The organism is Phormidium sp. FACHB-592, from assembly GCF_014695795.1.
In the GTDB taxonomy this organism is placed as follows: Bacteria; Cyanobacteriota; Cyanobacteriia; order Leptolyngbyales; family Leptolyngbyaceae; genus Stenomitos.
This window is the reverse complement of sequence record NZ_JACJOZ010000106.1, coordinates 85,433-102,845: the sequence shown is the minus strand read 5'-3', so window position 1 is coordinate 102,845 and position 17,413 is coordinate 85,433. Positions and strand designations below refer to the sequence as shown.

Below are 17,413 nucleotides of genomic sequence, written 5' to 3'. Positions count from 1 at the left end.
CTTCATCCCTTATCCCTCATCCTTTATCCCCTCATACGCCTTCAACCTGCTGGCGATACTCATCTGCCGAGAGTGCATCATCGACATCACCTGGATCGTTTACTCTCACCTTCAGCAGCCACCCCTCACCATAGGGGTCGTCGGCTAGCTGCTCTGGTGCTTCAATCAGCGGTGCGTTGATATCAATAACAGTGCCGGTAACAGGAGAGTTAAGGTCTTCTACTGCTTTAACTGATTCGACCGTGCCAAATTTTTCACCTTTTGTAATTGCGTCTCCCATCTCTGGCAGCTCTAGGAACACAATGTCACCTAGTTGATCAATGGCAAAAGCACTAATGCCGATCGTCGCAATTTCCCCCTCCAAACGGGCATATTCGTGCGAATCCAGGTACTTCAAATCACCGGGATAGTCAAAAGTCATGTCGTCTCCTTAAAGCAATTTTGCCTGACAGCTATCGCAAGCGGCGGTAGAACGGTTTTTTGACCACTACAGCCGGATAAAGTTTACCGCGAATTTCTACGTCGATCGCCTGACCCGGTTTACTCAAAGATGCGGGCACGTAAGCAAGCGCGATCGCGTGACCCAAGGTTGGAGACTGGGTGCCGCTCGTGACCTCCCCAACAGGCTGACCATCGTGAAACACTGGGTAGCCGTGACGGGCAATGTTGCGTCCCTGCATTTGAAGCCCAACGAGCCGTCGCTGCACGCCTGATTGCTTTTGCTGCTCCAGCACCGATCGCCCAATGAAGTCCCCTTTGTCTAGATGCACCAGCCAGCCCAAACCGGCTTCAAGCGGTGTCGTCGTGCCATCAATATCCTGACCATAAAGCGCCATTGCAGCTTCCAAACGCAGGGTATCGCGAGCGCCCAACCCGCACGGGGTCACGCCTGCATTAAGCAGCGATCGCCACAACTCTATCCCTACCGATGGCTCAACCATGACTTCAAAACCGTCCTCACCCGTATAGCCTGTCCGCGCCAGAAAACCAGGTTGTCCTAAGACGTTGCTCTCCAAATGACCAAACGCTGGCACTGGGGCTAGATCAGCCTGCACAAAGGGCTGCAATTGCTTCACGGCATCGGGTCCCTGCACTGCCAGCAGCACATGCGTTGTAGAAAGATCCTGAAACGTCAGCCGACTCTGATCAAGCTGTTCCAGCATCCAGGTCTTGTCCTTCAGCAGTGTCGCGGCATTGACGATCGCAAACCAACGCTGTTGACCCGCTGCATCCAACCCCTGATAGTAAAAAATTAGGTCATCGATAATGCCTGCCTGGGCATTGAGCAGCACTGTATATTGTGCCTGACCAGGCTGCAAACGGCTCAGGTCAGAGGGCACCAGTCGTTGGAGTTGGTCTACTAAGCGATCGCCCGTCAGCAAAAACTTGCCCATGTGCGAAATATCAAACATTCCAGCCGACGATCGCACTGCCTGATGCTCGTGAGTAATGCCGCTGTACTGCACGGGCATTTCCCAACCAGAAAACTCAGTCATGCGCGCCTTAAGGCTAATCCCAACATCAAAGAGGGGTGTCCGCGCCAGGGGTAGCGGTATGTCCGGCACCATCGCTGCCTTGTTTTCGTGAGGTGTCACAAGTTCTGTTTCCTTGCCGTGAACACTTTTAATCCTAAAGGAAACCCGGCTGTTATGGCTGTGTATGACGGAAGGGTTGCATTAGGGGTGAAATAGATTATACTAAGCGTAGTCGTTATGAGTTTGTATAGGGCAATGACCACTCCAACCGTTGAAAATGTAGTGATTATCGGCTCCGGTCCAGCCGGATATACGGCAGCTATTTATGCAGCTCGCGCTAACCTCAAGCCCTTTATGTTTGAGGGCTATCAGGCGGGCGGTTTGCCGGGTGGGCAGCTCATGACAACCACCGAAGTTGAAAACTTTCCTGGGTTCCCAGAGGGCATCACCGGACCGCAGTTGATGGATCGGATGAAAGCACAAGCGATTCGCTGGGGTGCAGAGTTGGTGACTGAAGATGTCACATCGGTTGATCTTAGCCAGCGTCCCTTTGTGGTGCGATCGGATGAACGCGAAGTCTTTGCCCACAGCATTGTGATTGCGACAGGCGCAACAGCCAAGCGACTGGGACTACCGTGCGAAAGCCAATTTTGGAGTCGCGGTATCTCCGCCTGCGCGATTTGTGATGGCGCTACCCCCATTTTTCGATCGGCAGAACTGGCAGTTGTCGGTGGGGGCGACTCGGCAGCCGAAGAATCAATTTATCTGACGAAGTACGGCTCTCACGTGCACATGCTAGTGCGAACCGAAAAGATGCGCGCCAGCAAAGCGATGCAAGATCGTGTCTTGAATAACCCAAAAATTACGATCCACTGGAATACCGACATCGTGGATGTGTTTGGTGAAGCGGATCATATGAAAGGGATCAAGCTGAAAGACACCAAGACGGGCGAAGAGAGCGAGCTGCACGTCAAGGGACTGTTTTACGCGATCGGGCATACTCCCAACACATCCCTCTTCAAAGGACAGCTAGAACTGGATGATGTGGGCTACATCGTCACCAAGCCCGGTTCGGTTGAAACCAGCGTCGAAGGTGTCTTTACCGCAGGCGATGTGCAAGATCACGAGTTTCGTCAGGCAATTACAGCAGCGGGCACAGGCTGCCAGGCAGCGATGCTGGCAGAACGGTGGTTGTCTGTTAATCATCTGATTCAAGAGTTTCACCAGACTGATTCTGAAAAGCCAGCCGCAGAACCGACTGCTAAGAAAACAGAAGCCGAACAAGAAACCGAATTCAGTGTGGAACGTACCCGGCACGAAGGAGGCTACGCACTGCGCAAGCTGTATCATGCCAGCGATCGCCTGATCATGGTCAAGTATGCTTCCCCGCAATGCGGTCCCTGCCATACGCTTAAGCCGATTCTGAACAAAGTTGTCGATGAGTTTGATGGCAAGATTCACTACATCGAAATCGACATCGAACAAGACCCTGAAATCGCTGAGGCGGCTGGCGTTGTCGGTACGCCAACGATCCAATTCTTCAAGGATAAAGACAAGGTGGCAGAACTAAAGGGCGTGAAACCGAAGAGCCAATATCGCGAAACGATCGCGTCCTACGTGTAGGAGGGTGAAAGGCGGAGGGCAGAAGGCAGAAGGCGGAGGGTAGAAGCAATTCAGTTGCCTGCTTTTCGCCTTAGCTATCTGTAGTTACAGCCGTTTCTGCAATATGCCAGGCTCTTGTACTAATGAGCTGTGAGGGATGATGATCTGCGTGCGTAAAGGGCTGTAAAACTGACACAAATGGAGGATCGCTGTTTAAGCATCAAGAAACCAACCGCTTGTACGTGCTGCTAGCAAATAAGTTTTGCCAGGTTAAGTAAGGGAGACAATGCCCTTTTAGTGCAAGTCAGTAGAGATAAAGCTGTTAAAAAGCAAAACGCAGACGGTAAAATTTTGGACTCTGCCGCAAGTTTGCTTTTACACTTTTACTTTTGCACGTCATGGCTTTTTCCACTGAATTGCTGTGGGCGCTCATTGGTCTCATCCTGACGATCGGGGGTACGTTTTTGGAAGCCTTTATGACGACCCCATCTTTAGGGGCGATAGGCTATCAAACCCACTCGTTAGGAGTCACTTACCAGTTTGGGGCAGCCTTGCTGGTGGGGTGCCTCGGCGGTAAAAATGCGGCTGCTCTGTCCCAAATCGCTTACATCATGCTGGGGTTGACCTGGTTTCCAGTGTTCGCTCAGGGTGGTGGCTTGGGCTACCTTAAGGAACCCAGTTTTGGATACATTCTGGGCTTTATCCCCGGCGCTTGGCTATGTGGCTATCTGGCATTCAAAGCATCAGCCAAGCTAGAGTCACTCGCTTTTAGCTGCTTGTGCGGGCTGCTGAGCATTCATGTGACAGGTATGCTTTACCTGGCGGCTATGTATGGGCTAGGGTTTGTCAACCAGTCTGGCTTGCCGTTGCAGCAGTCGTTGATGAAATATTCGTTGTACCCGCTGCCAGGGCAACTGGCGATCGTCTGTGCTGTGACGGTCCTTGCCTTTACGCTGCGTCAACTGATGTTTTATTGATAGTCTGAGATGATTGCTAGTCTGAGAGGGCGTTGAGTGATGAGTTTTGCATTGGTCGCTTTTAATGTTCTTTAAAAACCGCTTCTTTTGGCTTGCTGCTTTGGTTGGACTGGCGCTCGATCGCCTGACCAAGGTGCTGTTCGTCACTTACATCTTTCCGCCTATTTTGAACTACACCATTCCGGTTATACCAGGCGTCTTTCACTTTACGTATGCGTTAAACCCCGGAGCAGCCTTCAGCATCTTTCCTGGCGGTTCAGTATGGCTGCGCTGGCTATCCCTGGGAGTCAGCCTTGGACTGATGGTGCTGGCGTGGTCAAAAAGATTTACGCTCAATCGCTGGGAGCAGGTCGGCTATGGGTTTATCTTGTCAGGCGCGCTGGGTAACGGGATCGATCGCTTTCTAGTTGGTGAAGTCATCGACTTTTTGGACTTCCGGTTGATTCGCTTTCCGATCTTCAACATCGCAGATACGTTCATTAATGTTGGCATCGTCTGTTTACTCATTGCCAGCTTTAAGCCATCGCCACCCCCAGAGCGTGAAATCGTTCGCAAATGAGCGGTAAGCCTTGATAGTTAAGGGTTATAGGGCATGGTGTATTGATGAGAGCGACTAAAAATCCGGCATGATAGGAGTGTGGATTTTGGTAGCTAAGATTATGGGCGAAAAAGGCAATCACGATCTCTCCTCCGTGCCACCTACTGACTCAGACACCGTTCGCTCTCGACCCTGGGGTACTGTAACGCTGCTAGAAGAAAGTAACCACTACCGCATTAACCGGATTGAGCTAGCACCTAGTCAGCACATTAGCACCCAGATGCACTACCACCGGAGCGAGCATTGGATCGTTGTTTCGGGCACCGCTAAGGTTATCTGCGATGGTCAAGAAACAACCCTGACACAAAAGCAATCGACCTATGTGCCGATGTGTACGCCCCATCGGGTTGAAAACCCTGGCGTGATTCCTCTAGTCATGATTGAGGTGCAAAACGGCGAATATCTAGGCGAGGACGACATTACGCGGTTTGGTGATGATCCAGGAGAAGACAAAAAGTAGAAGGCAGGAGGCAAAAGGCAGGAGGCAAGAGGCAGAAGGCAGAAGGCAAAAGGCGGAAGGGAACAGAGGGCAGAAGGCTAAACGCTAAACGCTGAGGGCTGAACGCTAAACGCTAGGGATTGAAGGCTTTACTTTTGCCTTCTTGCTTTTACCTTCCTCCATCCCCTCTATGGCACAATAAAAGACTGTAATCCACTCGCTTTCACTAACATCAGGTAAGTCCGTGAGTCCAACTGCGAATCCCGTCATAGCTGAAAATGGTCGATCGATGCAGCCCACTTCCACCCGTCGTCGTCCGGTGTTTCCGTTTACGGCGATCGTCGGGCAGGAAGAAATGAAACTGGCACTGCTGCTCAATGTCATTGACCCTAAAATTGGTGGGGTAATGATTATGGGCGATCGTGGTACTGGCAAATCCACCACTATCCGCGCTCTGGCAGATCTGCTACCCGAAATTGATGTAGTGGCAGATGACCCGTTCAACAGCCATCCCCATGACCTAGAGATGATGGGCGATGCGGTGCGACAGCAGGTAGAACAAGGGCTAGATGTACCTGTAGCAAAGCAAAAAGTTACGATGGTGGATCTACCGCTAGGTGCAACGGAAGACCGTGTGTGCGGCACGATCGACATCGAAAAAGCGCTCTCAGAGGGGGTAAAAGCCTTTGAACCAGGTCTACTGGCGAAGGCAAATCGGGGCATTTTGTATGTGGATGAAGTCAACTTGCTGGATGACCACTTAGTGGATGTACTGCTCGATTCCGCCGCTTCGGGTTGGAACACGGTTGAGCGAGAAGGCATCTCGGTGCGGCATCCGGCACGGTTTGTGCTCGTTGGCTCTGGCAACCCTGAAGAAGGCGAGTTGCGTCCTCAGTTACTTGATCGCTTTGGGATGCACGCCGAAATTCGCACGGTGAAAGAGCCAGCGCTGCGAGTCGAAATTGTGGAGCAACGGACAGAGTTTGACCAAGATCCGCAGGTCTTTCTGGAAGCCTGCCAAACGCAGCAAGATGAATTGCAACAGCGGCTAGTGCTGGCTCAAGAGCGACTGAAGACGGTGGCGATCGACCACGATTTGCGTGTCAAGATTTCTCAGGTTTGCTCTGAACTTGATGTAGACGGTCTTCGAGGCGACATTGTAACTAACCGTGCTGCTAAAGCGTTAACTGCCTTTGAAGGTCGGGATGAAGTGACAGTGCAGGACATTCGTCGTGTTGTCACTCTCTGTTTGCGCCACCGTTTGCGTAAAGATCCGCTAGAATCGATCGACTCTGGCTACAAGGTTGAAAAGGTCTTCAATCAAGTGTTTGGGCTGGAGGTCGGAGAATAGTTTTGAGTAGCACTTTGTGCCACTGCGCTCGACAGTATCAAGTTTTGAGTCTCCTGCTTAACTTAAAACCCTTAAGTTAACACTCTTAACTTTATGCAAAAGATTCTTGGTTTAGATCCAGGGCTGGCAACGTTAGGCTTTGGTGCGATCGCTTGTTCGGGTCTGGCAGCAGGCAGCACCGAAGCGCAGGTGTCTGTGCTGGATTATGGCGTGGTGCAGACTCCAGCAGGCAAGGAGATTGGGCAGCGCCTCATTATTATCCATGACGATTTGCATACGCTGATGAAGCAGTGGCAGCCAGATCTGGTAGCGATCGAGAAACTCTTTTTCTACCGGATGGGCAACACGATCGCCGTAGCACAGGCGCGGGGTGTAGTGATGCTGGTACTGGCGCAATACAGCGTACCCTATGTGGAGTTTACCCCCGCACAGATTAAGCAAGCGCTAACAGGCTATGGCAATGCCGACAAGCATCAAGTGCAAACAGCAGTTACGCGCGAACTGCATCTAGACCAAATTCCCAAACCTGATGACGCAGCGGATGGGTTAGCCGTCGCGCTCACTGCTTGGTATCAAAACTAGGCTATTGGCTACGTAACCCTGTGCTCATTCAGTACAAATCGTTTGCCTTAGTTAACTGCATAGGACAGAGTACAAACACAGACGTATCGGTTCCCTCAAGACCAGGCTCCATAACATTCATTACGCTTCCCCTTTATGTACAGCCCAATCGACCCGTGGAGCAAGGCGGAGCGATCGACAGCCGCATTAAGCGTTTTCACGAATGCCTGCTCTTTCGCAAGAGGACATGAAGAAGGCGTTTTCGATACATAATAAACACAGAGAATAGTCAGGTTAGCCGTTGCTAGTTAGCTATCTTCTTGCATAGATAGACAAAGCGACAAATAACGCTCGGTCTCAAATCGGGTTAAGATGGAACACATGAACTAATCTAGAGGTTGGTCGTCATGAATATCTTTCGGCGCGTGTGGGATTCGTTTGGCTTCGAGGATCGCTACGACGAGAATGAGTACGAGTACGAGTACGAAGAAGAAGGCTCTCCCGCAGCCTACTACAGCTCAGAGACAATGGATGCTATGCAGCAACCAATGCCGCCTAGCAATGCCAGCAATGTAGTGGGTATGCCAAACCGAAAAACAGTGCATACAGAAATGTTTCTGATGGAGCCTCGATCGTTCGAGGAAATGCCCCAAGCGGTGACTGCTCTGCGTGAGCGGCGATCGATTATCTTGAACCTAAGCCTGATGGATGCTGACGCAGCTCAGCGTTGCGTTGATTTTGTCGCTGGTGCTGCGTTTGCCATTGACGGGCATCAAGAGCGCCTCGGTGAGCATATTTTCTTGTTTACGCCCAGCTTTGTACAGATCAGCAGCTACCCGTCCGTGGCACACCCAGCACCACAGCGAGGAGCTATGCCATTTACGCAGATCACGCCACCTGCACCTGCTTGGGGCAGTATGTCTCAGATGAGCTAGTGCCAAGAGTCTATATAGTAAAACCTGAGATATATACAATCCAGAGTTATAGCTAAGTTACCGTGCGATCGTCTCTGTAAAGTTAGTCGAGGTGATCGTTGCTGTTATGGACATTACTTTCACTATTTAATTACGCCCAGGTACTCACCATCAATCTGTTTGCTTGCTTCGACGTGATCTGCTTTACCACCTCATTGCTGCTGCAAGTGGAACAAAGGTAAGTGCTCAAACCAGATGTCAACGCAGGGAAAAGCTTCTGCTTCGTTCTCCCTTGTTTTCACGAATCTAGAGCATTACTACTCTGGTGCTGTTGTAAGCCGTATAAGCGAAGGTTGAACGTGTTGTCGTGGTTTTAACTACGAGATGCCTTGAGCAGCACGTTACAGCAAACCAGAAAAGGGTGATAAAAAGGCATTGAGTCAAACTCAATCAAATGATTCAGCCGCCTGGTAGATATTAGTAATGGTCTCTTTCGTTACATTTGTACATGGTTTAAGACCGTGCTGAGTGAGCCGATCGCGGGTTCAAACTCAGATAAGATTTACCTTTGGCAACGTTTAACCAGGAGAATGTCCTTGTGATTGTTCATCAGACTCAGAACGGCTGGCAGATCATTTATCATCGTGCTCATGCTTTGCTGGCCGCTCAAATAGCAGGGCATTGGCGACGTAAAGATTCACCCCCTCGACTCTATGAAACCGTAGCAGCGATATCGCATCATGATGATCTAGAGAAAGAGTGGGAACACGACAACCTGACAGAAGCAAAAACACCTAAAGACTTTTTGATGGATGAGGGCGGCTCTTTTGAACCATTACGGGAGCATATAGAGCGTTCTTTGTATCGTGGGCGGTGGGTGGCTTTGTTAAACTCCATGCATCAATCTCACTTAAACGCTAGTAAGCGTGGTACGTCTGCTGAAGCCGATGCTTTTTTGGATGAACAATTAGAAAACCAGACACGGTGGCGTGAAGACCTGTCAATATCGCAAGAAGATGCCGATAGTGCCTATGCATTTATGCAGTGGTGCGATCGCCTTTCACTCATTCTTTGTCAGCAAGAGCTACCAATGGATGAGCGTGCGTTAGAAATTAGCAAAGGTCCCGATGGCCAACGGTACTATGTAATCCAAAGCGATAACGGCTTGGTGACAGTCACGCCCTGGTGTTTTGAAGACGATCGCTTTACGGTCAATGTGGAAGCAACAGCGCTCTCGCAAGTAACCTTTAAAGATAACGAGCAACTAGTAGAAGCCTTAAAACATGCGCCCCGCAAGCTACTGGAATGGACGTTTGTAAAGGAAGCGCCTGAAGTAATGCAAGAGAATCCCTTGAGTTAGCACATAACCACACTTGTCATTTGCATCAGCCACACTGCCATCATCGATTGATTAGCAAGAAAGTGTGGCTGCCGAAACATATTGTCAGAGGATAAGCCATTGCTCAAGTCTAAGTTCGATCGCCTGCCTGCTTCCCTTGCTAACGTCCTGGCAACAACCTCAACGCCCGAAACGCTATTTAATGCTTTGATGCCTGCACTTGGAGATTATTTGGCGTGCGATCGCTGCTTTCTTTATCTGCGAGAGCCAAATACACGTTTGGGCAGAGTACCTTTTTACTGGGTACGCCATGCTGATATTCCAACGGTGTACGACGAAGACTGGAAGCTTGAGCCACCGTCCTTGCCTGATGATGACCCAATGTTTGCTGCTGCTTTACGTACAGAGCCTTCCATTGTGGTTGACGATGTAGAAGCTGCCAGTGCCGACACTTTAAATAAACAGTTTGAGCAGGAAAATTTTGGGCATCGTGCCCTCATTCATGCCCACATTTGCTGTGAAGGACAGCTTTGGGGTGTCCTACAGCCCAGTGTCTTTGGTCAGCCACGGCACTGGACACAGACAGCACAGGAAGCGATCGATCAAGTAGTACAAGCCATTACACCGAGCGCTGTTGCTTACGTTAAGGCAGCAGCGAAGCCACCAGTGACCCAATAGGGTATCGCTCGATCGTGCGTCTTGTACCACGGTTCCTAAAAAGCGTTCGTATATTGCGCTGAACCATAAGCGTTATGGAGCAGAGGCTCGATCGGGCATGGCAGTGCTGTATCCGAGCGAGTTCGATCGCACTCTGAATTTAGGCTGCACAAAAAATAACATTTTCTGGTTTGAGGAAGATTCAATAAACCTCCTGCACAGTCATTGATGCCTTCTGATCACAGGTGTTTTTGATTGTGTACATCTACCTATTTCGCTAAAATTGTCTCTACCTTTAGGTAGGAAGGCAGCCTGCATCGCTCTTTCGTTTGCCTGGCTGATTATGGTCCTGATAAATTTCTGTTTATCAAGCGCTCTCCTGAAGACAGCTTGCAAATGCCGCACGGAACCCGAATCAAAGCAGGACTATGACGCATGACATGAGAGTGGGCTTCTTGCAGAGACTGTTCCGGGTGCAGCGCTCTCAACTGTTTTACTATGGCAATGCAGTTGTAGCAGCAACGATCGCGCTTTTACTGACACAGCTACTGTGGCCGCTACTAAACCCACTTGTGTTTGCGCTGTTTTTTGGGGCAGTGGCAGTAAGCGCCTGGGCTGGCGGCATGAAACCAGGCTTATTAGCGATCGCGCTCTCCACTTTCTACAGCATCTACTTTTTCATTGAGCCGATCTACTCACTGGAGCTTCCTAGTGTTAACCGAGTGGTGCAGGTAGCAACATTCTGGCTCGTGTCCTTTCTTATTACTTTTCTCTGCTCGCAGTTGCAGGCTGCTAAACGTAAAGCCGAAGCAAGCTTAAGGTTAGTTCGTCAAAGTGAACAGCGCTTTAGCCGCTTGGCAGAATCGAACCTGATTGGCATCATCACGAGTGACTTAAACGGCACACTGGTAGAAGCAAATCGTACGTTTTTGCAGAGTCTTGGGTACACCCTAGAAGACTTGCGTGCTGGACGTATGCAATGGCGATCGATCGCTCCCTCTGAAGCATTGAATCTGCATGAGCGATCGCTGCAAACACCAACCGCGATCGCCCACGCTACACCGTTTGAAACAACCTATCTCCGCAAGGATGGTACGCACCTGCCTGTGCTCACTGGTTCTACCCTGGTAGATGAGACAACGGTAATAAGCTTCGTGCTGGATATCAGCGCCCTCAAAGAAGCTGAAGCTACCCTACTTAATACTCAGATCCATCTGGAACAGCAGAATACTGAGTTAACGCTCATCAACGAAGAGTTAGAAACAACGCTGGAAGAACTGCGACTTGCCGAAGAAGAACTGCAACGGCAGAATGAGCAGCTACAAACCGAACAGCAACGCTATCAAGATTTATTTAACCTGGCACCTGACGGCTATCTAGTCACCGATGTCGCAGGGCTAATTCAGGAGGCAAATCAGGCGGTTAGAACCCAGTTGGCGATCGAGCTAGCAAGCTTATTGGGGCAGCCGTTGCTCAACTTCATCGCCAGCTCAGACCTGATGCTATACCGCGATCGACTTCATCACTTAGCGACACGGCAGCAGGTGGAACAGCCAGAGCCACAGTCTTGGACAATGCAGCTACAAACTCGACAAAAGAAGCTCTTTCCGGCTGAGGTAACGGTTGGCTGTGTATATGACTCTACTGGCAGCGTGACTAGCCTTCGTTGGCTCATTCGCGACATCACTGAGCGTCAGCAGGCAGAGACGAAACTGCGCGAGAGTGAAAGTCTGTATCGGGCGATCGGCGAAGCGCTGAACTACGGCATCTGGGTTTGCGACCCGGCTGGGCGTAATCTTTATGCCAGCGAATCGTTTCTGCAACTGATTGGGCTGACGCAAGAACAGTGTTCTGAGTTTGGCTGGAGCAAGGCGCTGCATCCTGATGATGCAGAATCGACGATCGCTGCCTGGAAAGAATGTGTTCGCACAGAAGGCACTTGGGATAGGGAACATCGCTTTCGAGGTGTAGATGGCAATTGGCATCCTGTCCTGTCGCGAGGCTTATCAGTTCGCAGTGAACGTGGCGAAATCATTTACTGGGCAGGCATTAACCTGGATATTAGCCGTCAAAAGCAGGCGGAAATCGCCCTACGTCAAAGCGAAGAGCACTATCGGTTTTTAGTTGAATCCATTCCCCAATTAGTTTGGACAGCTGAACCTGAGGGTATGCTGCTCGACGTTAATCAACGGTGGGTAGATTTTACAGGGTTAACGCTTACCGAGGTTCAGTTGGAGGGTTGGCAAGCGGTTATTCATCCCGACGATATACCAACTCTCAGCGATCGCTGGGTTACAGCTCAACAAAGTGGCAGTTACTACCGCGCTGAAGGGCGCATACGCCATCTTGATGGCTTTTACCGTTGGCATTTGCACCAGGCGGTACCGCTGAAGAATGAGCAGGGACAGGTAGTGAAATGGTTTGGCACTGCAACCGATATTGACGACCAAAAACGGCTGGAGCAGCAGCGCAATCGCAGTCTGCAACAAGAACAAGTTGCCCGCGAAGTTGCCGAACAAGCAAACCGCATCAAAGACGAATTTCTGGCAGTCCTTTCGCATGAACTGCGATCGCCCCTCAACCCCATTCTGGGCTGGTCGCGGCTACTTCAAACACGCAAATTAAACGAGGTTCAAACGACAGAAGCGTTGCAAGTCATCGAACGCAACGCTCGCTTACAAGCCGAACTGGTTGAAGACTTGTTAGACATCTCGCGGATTATGCAGGGCAAAATTAGCTTAGATGCTGTCCCAGTGGCTCTAGCAACCGTCATTCAAGCCGCGATCGAAACGGTGCGTCTGGCAGCGGAAGCCAAAGCGATTCAGGTGCAGATAGCGCTGGCACCGGACGTAAAACCTGTTGCTGGCGATCCCAATCGGCTTCAGCAAATCGTTTGGAATCTGTTGTCCAATGCTGTTAAGTTCACACCGTCTCACGGACGAGTGGCAATTCGACTAGAGCAACTAGAGAGTCAGGCTCAGATCACGATCGCGGATACGGGCAAGGGTATCCCGCCAGACTTCCTCCCCCATGTTTTTGACTATTTTCGTCAAGCAGAAGCAGCCACAACCAGAAAGTTTGGTGGTTTAGGGCTAGGGCTAGCGATCGTCCGCCGCTTTGTTGAACTACATGGCGGCACAGTCGAGGTTGACAGCCCTGGTGAAGGCTTGGGGGCAACCTTTAGGGTTAGGCTACCATCGCTAGAGAATGGCAGCAGCACTCCAGCAGAAACTAATGCTGCTTCCTGCATCACCTTTCACGATCGACCCCTTCAGCACGTGCGGATCTTGGTCGTTGATGATGATGCCGATGCACGTACATTTATCACCTTTCTACTTGAGCAATATGGTGCCACTGTTAAGGCGGTCACGTCAGCAAATGAAGCACTGACTGCGTTAAGCCAGTTTCAACCTAACGTTTTGGTTAGTGATGTTGGTATGCCGCTTACCGATGGCTATATGTTGCTACGTCAAATAAGAACCCTACCGCCAGAGCAAGGCGGTCAAGTGCTGGCGATTGCCCTCACTGCCTATGCTGGAGACGTGAATTATCAGCAAGCAATGGCAGCAGGGTTTCAAGAGCATCTGTCCAAGCCAGTAGAATCAGACACCCTCGTGGCGACGATCGTGCGCTTAATGCAAAGCAAGCAACAACCTTAATTCTCTCAATGTCTCTCCGTACTTCTTAGGACGTGGAGCCACGGGGTGTCAGTTAGAATCAGGGCAACATAATGGCTCGATCGCATGACGTTTTATCAGGCAGTGCAGCGCATTCTTTCGCAAAAGCGTACTCTTTTCAGATCGGCTCCTGCATTGCACCAGCCCAACCCACACCGGACCAGACGCTACTGGCTGGTGGGGGGTAGCACTTTAGCAGCCACGCTACTGTTGTTGGCAAGCCCCACTGCTTACAATGCTTATGTTGAGCGGGGCGTTGCTCTGGAAGATCAGGGCAAATTGGGCGAGGCGATCGCAATCTATGAAACTGCTCTGCGCTTTTACCCTAGGGATGCGTTCACCTACTACAACCTGGGGTCGGCGCTAGAGAAACAGGGGACGCTAGATGGCGCGATCGTGGCGTACAAGGCTGCCATTCAGCACGATGCTCGCTACGCTTTTGCCTACAACAACATCGGGTTCGCGCTGGAGCAACAGGGAAAACCGAATGATGCGATCGCGGCTTACCAAAAAGCAGTTGCCTTTAACCCAACCTATGCGTTTATACACACCAATATTGGTGATCTCTATAGCAAACAGCAGCAGTTTAGTCAGGCGACCGCCGCGTATCGGCAAGCCATTCAGACCAATCCCAAGCACATACTGGCTTACAACCATCTGGGTGTAGCGCTAAGAAAGCAAGGCAAATTGCAAGAGGCGGTCGCAGTTCATCAATACGTCATTCGGCTTGATCCTCGCTACATAGCTGCATACAGCGACCTGGGCAGCATTTTTGCGATGCAGGGCAAACTAGAGTCAGCGATCGTCGCCTATCGCAAAGCCTTACAGCTCAACCCTAAAAATGCCGCTTTCCACTACAGTCTAGGTGTGCTTCTAGAACGACAGGGAGAGCTAAAAACAGCACAGGCAGCGTATCAGCAGGCGATCGTCCTCGATCCAACAACTGCGGTTTACAAAAGCGCTCTCAGCAAGCTACAGCAGCTTGCCAACTAAAAAGGGTGACAAATAAAAGGGATTTCTTACTTGAGTTCCTGTCTGCAAAGAGCGATCGGTTGTTAGACTGCGCTTGAACACAAGCCGTTAGCCCCCGATTGATTATGTCTGAAGCATCCTGGCACCACGACACGATTCACACCAACGGCATCAAGCTGCATTATGTGACTCAAGGCGAAGGTCCGCTCATGCTTATGCTGCACGGCTTTCCAGAGTTCTGGTACTCCTGGCGACATCAAATTCCAGAGTTTGCCAGAGATTACAAAGTCGTGGCGTTAGACTTGCGTGGCTACAACGATAGCGACAAGCCAGAAGCGCAGTCTGCTTATGTGATGGCGGAATTTATCAAAGATATTAAAGGTGTGATTGAAGGTTTGGGCTACGATCGCTGCGTCTTAGTCGGTCATGATTGGGGTGGCGCGATCGCTTGGTCGTTTGCCTATGCGTATCCAGAGTTGATCGATCGCCTCATTGTGCTCAATCTGCCTCATCCCGCCAAGTTTGCTGAAGGGTTACGCACGCCACAGCAATTGATCCGTAGCGCTTACATCTTTTTCTTCCAGCTTCCCGTCTTGCCCGAATTACTGATTCAGTTAAACGATTTTCAAGTGTTGGAAGCCGCCTTTAAAGGCATGGCTGTTGATAAAACGACCTTTAGCGATGACGATATTGAGGCGTATAAGAATGCGTTCGCAAAACGGGATACCTTAACGGCGACACTCAACTATTACCGCAATATGTTCGAACAAGGCTTAACAACCAGCGATTGGGGCATTCTTACCGTTCCCACGCTACTTATTTGGGGCGAAGCGGATGCGGCTTTGGGGAAAGAACTGACCTACGGCACCGAAAAATACGTGCAGGATTTCCGCATCCGCTACATCCCCAATTGCAGCCATTGGGTACAGCAAGAACAACCACTGTTAGTCAATCAATTGATGCGAGACTTTCTAGATCGTTAACACAGTCTAAATCAGCCGCTCAAACAAGCGACTAACCACTCGCTTTGCAGCCTCATAACCACCATCAAAGTAAATAGCAGCAATCAATGCTTCAAGCGTTTCAGCAAGAACACTAGGGTTTTGGTCAGCATTCTGTTTGATTTCCCCCTTTCCAAATTGAATATAGGAATTAACCTTGACTGCACATGCAACTTCTCCTAGCATTTTCTGACATTCAAGAATTTGCTTTTTTTGGGTGATTTCAGCTCTAGTTTTGCAACCAGAATCTATTAGTAAATCAGCTAAAACAGTTTTTAGAACAGCATCGCCAAGAGTGCAAAAAGCTTCTTGATCTTTGCATAAAGTTCCATAACGCTGTTTTTGTTCATCCGCGTATGCTCTACGAGTTAGTGCGCGTTCGAGAAGTGCTTTATCGAAGAAAAGGTAGTTCAAGTTGATTTCAAGAGACATGGAGTAAGCTTCAGAAAGGATAAGAGAAGATACCTTTCGACGTGCTGTAGTTCCGCTGTTGAAAATGCTGTTCTGATGGTTGGATAACCACACTTCGGTAAGTACTGACTGTTCTTAATAAGCTTTATATTTTCCTACTCATATTTACCGATAAAATTAGCTAATTCTAGATTGATTCGTGCAATCTTTATTAGTGCATTCTGTAAGGAGATTGATGGAGAAAGATTTTAAGGGGCTGGCTAACCAGTATAAAAAGGCGCTGCTGGATGATGTGATTCCGTTTTGGGAGCAGCATTCGATCGACTGGGAGAAAGGTGGTTACTTTACCTGTCTCGATCGCGCTGGCAAAGTCTATGACACTGACAAATTCATCTGGTTGCAAAATCGTCAGGTGTGGCTGTTCTCCATGCTCTACAACCAGCTTAAAAACCAGCCTGAGCAGCGTGATCACTGGTTAAAAGTTGCGGCGAATGGTGCGAATTTTCTTGCCAAACATGGGCGTGATGCAGATGGTAACTGGTACTTTGCGCTCGATCGTACGGGCAATCCGCTGGTGCAACCTTACAACATCTTTTCTGACTGCTTTGCGGCGATGGCCTTTAGCAAGTATGCGCTGGCATCCAATGAAGACTGGGCAAAAGAAGTGGCATTGCAGGCGTATAACAACGTGCTCCGGCGCAAGGACAACCCCAAAGGAACCTACAACAAGACGTTTCCTGGCACCCGGCCATTAAAATCTCTAGCAGTGCCAATGATTCTTGCCAACTTATCTCTGGAGATGGCTTGGTTGTTGCCGAGCGACCAGTTAGAGGAAGTTCTGGCTGTTACAGTTCAAGAAGTCATGACCGATTTTTTGGATGGCGATCGAGGACTCATGTACGAAAACGTTGCGCCTGACGGTACTCACGTTGATTCGTTTGAGGGACGGCTCATCAACCCGGGTCACGGCATTGAAGCAATGTGGTTTGTGATGGATATTGCGAAGCGTCGTAACGATACCAACACCATTAACCAGGCAGTAGATGTTGTGCTCAATAGCCTTAACTTCGCCTGGGATAAAGAATACAGCGGCTTGTACTACTTTATGGATGCAGAGGGTCATCCGACGCAGCAATTGGAATGGGATCAAAAGCTTTGGTGGGTGCATTTAGAAGCGCTGGTAGCACTGGCAATGAGCTATCGCCTGACGGGACGAGAGGCGTGCTGGGAGTGGTATCAAAAACTGCATACCTACACCTGGTCACACTTTGCTGATCCTCAATACGGAGAGTGGTTTGGCTACCTCGATCGTCGTGGCGAAGTTCTCTTAAACCTTAAAGGTGGCAAATGGAAAGGCTGCTTCCATGTTCCACGGGCGCTTTACCTCTGCTGGCAACAGTTCGAGGCGTTAAGTTAGATTATTCAACGCTCAGACGATT

16 protein-coding genes are annotated in these 17,413 nt (G+C 50.0%); 13 read left to right on the top strand and 3 right to left on the bottom strand.

The features are described 5' to 3' along the window. Positions 1 to 31 precede the first annotated feature (31 nt). Together gcvH and gcvT are read right to left on the bottom strand one after the other, a co-directional pair. On the bottom strand, positions 32 to 421 hold the full coding sequence (gene gcvH / locus H6F86_RS29975) for a glycine cleavage system protein GcvH (RefSeq protein ID WP_190454878.1): 390 nt from the start codon (positions 419 to 421) through the stop codon (positions 32 to 34). Positions 422 to 452: 31 nt separating this feature from the next. Beyond that, positions 453 to 1,568: a glycine cleavage system aminomethyltransferase GcvT gene (gene gcvT / locus H6F86_RS29970; RefSeq protein ID WP_190455362.1), complete on the bottom strand. Its 1,116-nt coding sequence runs from the start codon at positions 1,566 to 1,568 to the stop codon at positions 453 to 455. 162 nt (positions 1,569 to 1,730) lie between these two features. Between gcvT and trxB the strand changes: the two genes are divergently transcribed. The 12 genes from trxB to H6F86_RS29910 all read left to right on the top strand — a co-directional run bounded on the left by trxB (position 1,731) and on the right by H6F86_RS29910 (position 15,545). Next, entirely contained in the window at positions 1,731 to 3,098 is a 1,368-nt protein-coding gene (trxB, locus tag H6F86_RS29965; protein ID WP_190454875.1) for a thioredoxin-disulfide reductase, read from the top strand. A gap of 377 nt (positions 3,099 to 3,475) precedes the next feature. Beyond that, a complete protein-coding gene (locus tag H6F86_RS29960; protein ID WP_190454871.1) occupies positions 3,476 to 4,054 on the top strand; it encodes a biotin transporter BioY in 579 nt (192 codons plus the stop codon). Positions 4,055 to 4,118: 64 nt separating this feature from the next. After that, a complete protein-coding gene (gene lspA, locus H6F86_RS29955) occupies positions 4,119 to 4,613 on the top strand; it encodes a signal peptidase II (protein ID WP_190454868.1) in 495 nt (164 codons plus the stop codon). Positions 4,614 to 4,713: 100 nt separating this feature from the next. Then, positions 4,714 to 5,112 carry a phosphomannose isomerase type II C-terminal cupin domain gene (locus H6F86_RS29950; RefSeq protein ID WP_190455360.1) on the top strand — a complete coding sequence of 133 codons (399 nt, stop codon included), beginning with the start codon at positions 4,714 to 4,716 and terminating at the stop codon, positions 5,110 to 5,112. A 268-nt stretch (positions 5,113 to 5,380) separates the two neighbouring features. Beyond that, positions 5,381 to 6,442 (top strand): magnesium chelatase ATPase subunit I, encoded by a 1,062-nt coding sequence (gene bchI / locus H6F86_RS29945; protein WP_190455357.1) that lies wholly within the window; start codon positions 5,381 to 5,383, stop codon positions 6,440 to 6,442. Positions 6,443 to 6,535: 93 nt separating this feature from the next. Further along, positions 6,536 to 7,024, top strand: coding sequence for a crossover junction endodeoxyribonuclease RuvC (gene ruvC, locus H6F86_RS29940; RefSeq protein ID WP_190454865.1), 489 nt, complete (start codon positions 6,536 to 6,538; stop codon positions 7,022 to 7,024). A 386-nt stretch (positions 7,025 to 7,410) separates the two neighbouring features. Then, positions 7,411 to 7,938: a cell division protein SepF gene (gene sepF / locus H6F86_RS29935; RefSeq protein ID WP_190454861.1), complete on the top strand. Its 528-nt coding sequence runs from the start codon at positions 7,411 to 7,413 to the stop codon at positions 7,936 to 7,938. 547 nt (positions 7,939 to 8,485) lie between these two features. Further along, positions 8,486 to 9,277, top strand: a complete 792-nt coding sequence (locus tag H6F86_RS29930; protein WP_199305586.1) for a DUF3891 family protein — start codon at positions 8,486 to 8,488, stop codon at positions 9,275 to 9,277. A 99-nt stretch (positions 9,278 to 9,376) separates the two neighbouring features. Next, entirely contained in the window at positions 9,377 to 9,934 is a 558-nt protein-coding gene (locus H6F86_RS29925; protein ID WP_242033765.1) for a GAF domain-containing protein, read from the top strand. Between the two features lie 407 nt (positions 9,935 to 10,341). Next, a complete protein-coding gene (locus H6F86_RS29920; protein ID WP_190454858.1) occupies positions 10,342 to 13,572 on the top strand; it encodes a PAS domain S-box protein in 3,231 nt (1,076 codons plus the stop codon). An 84-nt stretch (positions 13,573 to 13,656) separates the two neighbouring features. Beyond that, positions 13,657 to 14,583 (top strand): tetratricopeptide repeat protein, encoded by a 927-nt coding sequence (locus H6F86_RS29915; protein WP_190454855.1) that lies wholly within the window; start codon positions 13,657 to 13,659, stop codon positions 14,581 to 14,583. A 104-nt stretch (positions 14,584 to 14,687) separates the two neighbouring features. Continuing rightward, on the top strand, positions 14,688 to 15,545 hold the full coding sequence (locus H6F86_RS29910) for an alpha/beta fold hydrolase (RefSeq protein ID WP_190454852.1): 858 nt from the start codon (positions 14,688 to 14,690) through the stop codon (positions 15,543 to 15,545). Positions 15,546 to 15,551: 6 nt separating this feature from the next. Here the strand turns inward: H6F86_RS29910 and H6F86_RS29905 are convergent, their stop codons facing one another. Further along, entirely contained in the window at positions 15,552 to 15,995 is a 444-nt protein-coding gene (locus H6F86_RS29905; RefSeq protein ID WP_190454849.1) for a ribonuclease III domain-containing protein, read from the bottom strand. Between the two features lie 214 nt (positions 15,996 to 16,209). On the opposite strand from H6F86_RS29905, the gene H6F86_RS29900 reads away from it, so the two are divergent. Continuing rightward, entirely contained in the window at positions 16,210 to 17,391 is a 1,182-nt protein-coding gene (locus H6F86_RS29900) for an AGE family epimerase/isomerase (RefSeq protein ID WP_190454846.1), read from the top strand. Positions 17,392 to 17,413: the final 22 nt, after the last annotated feature.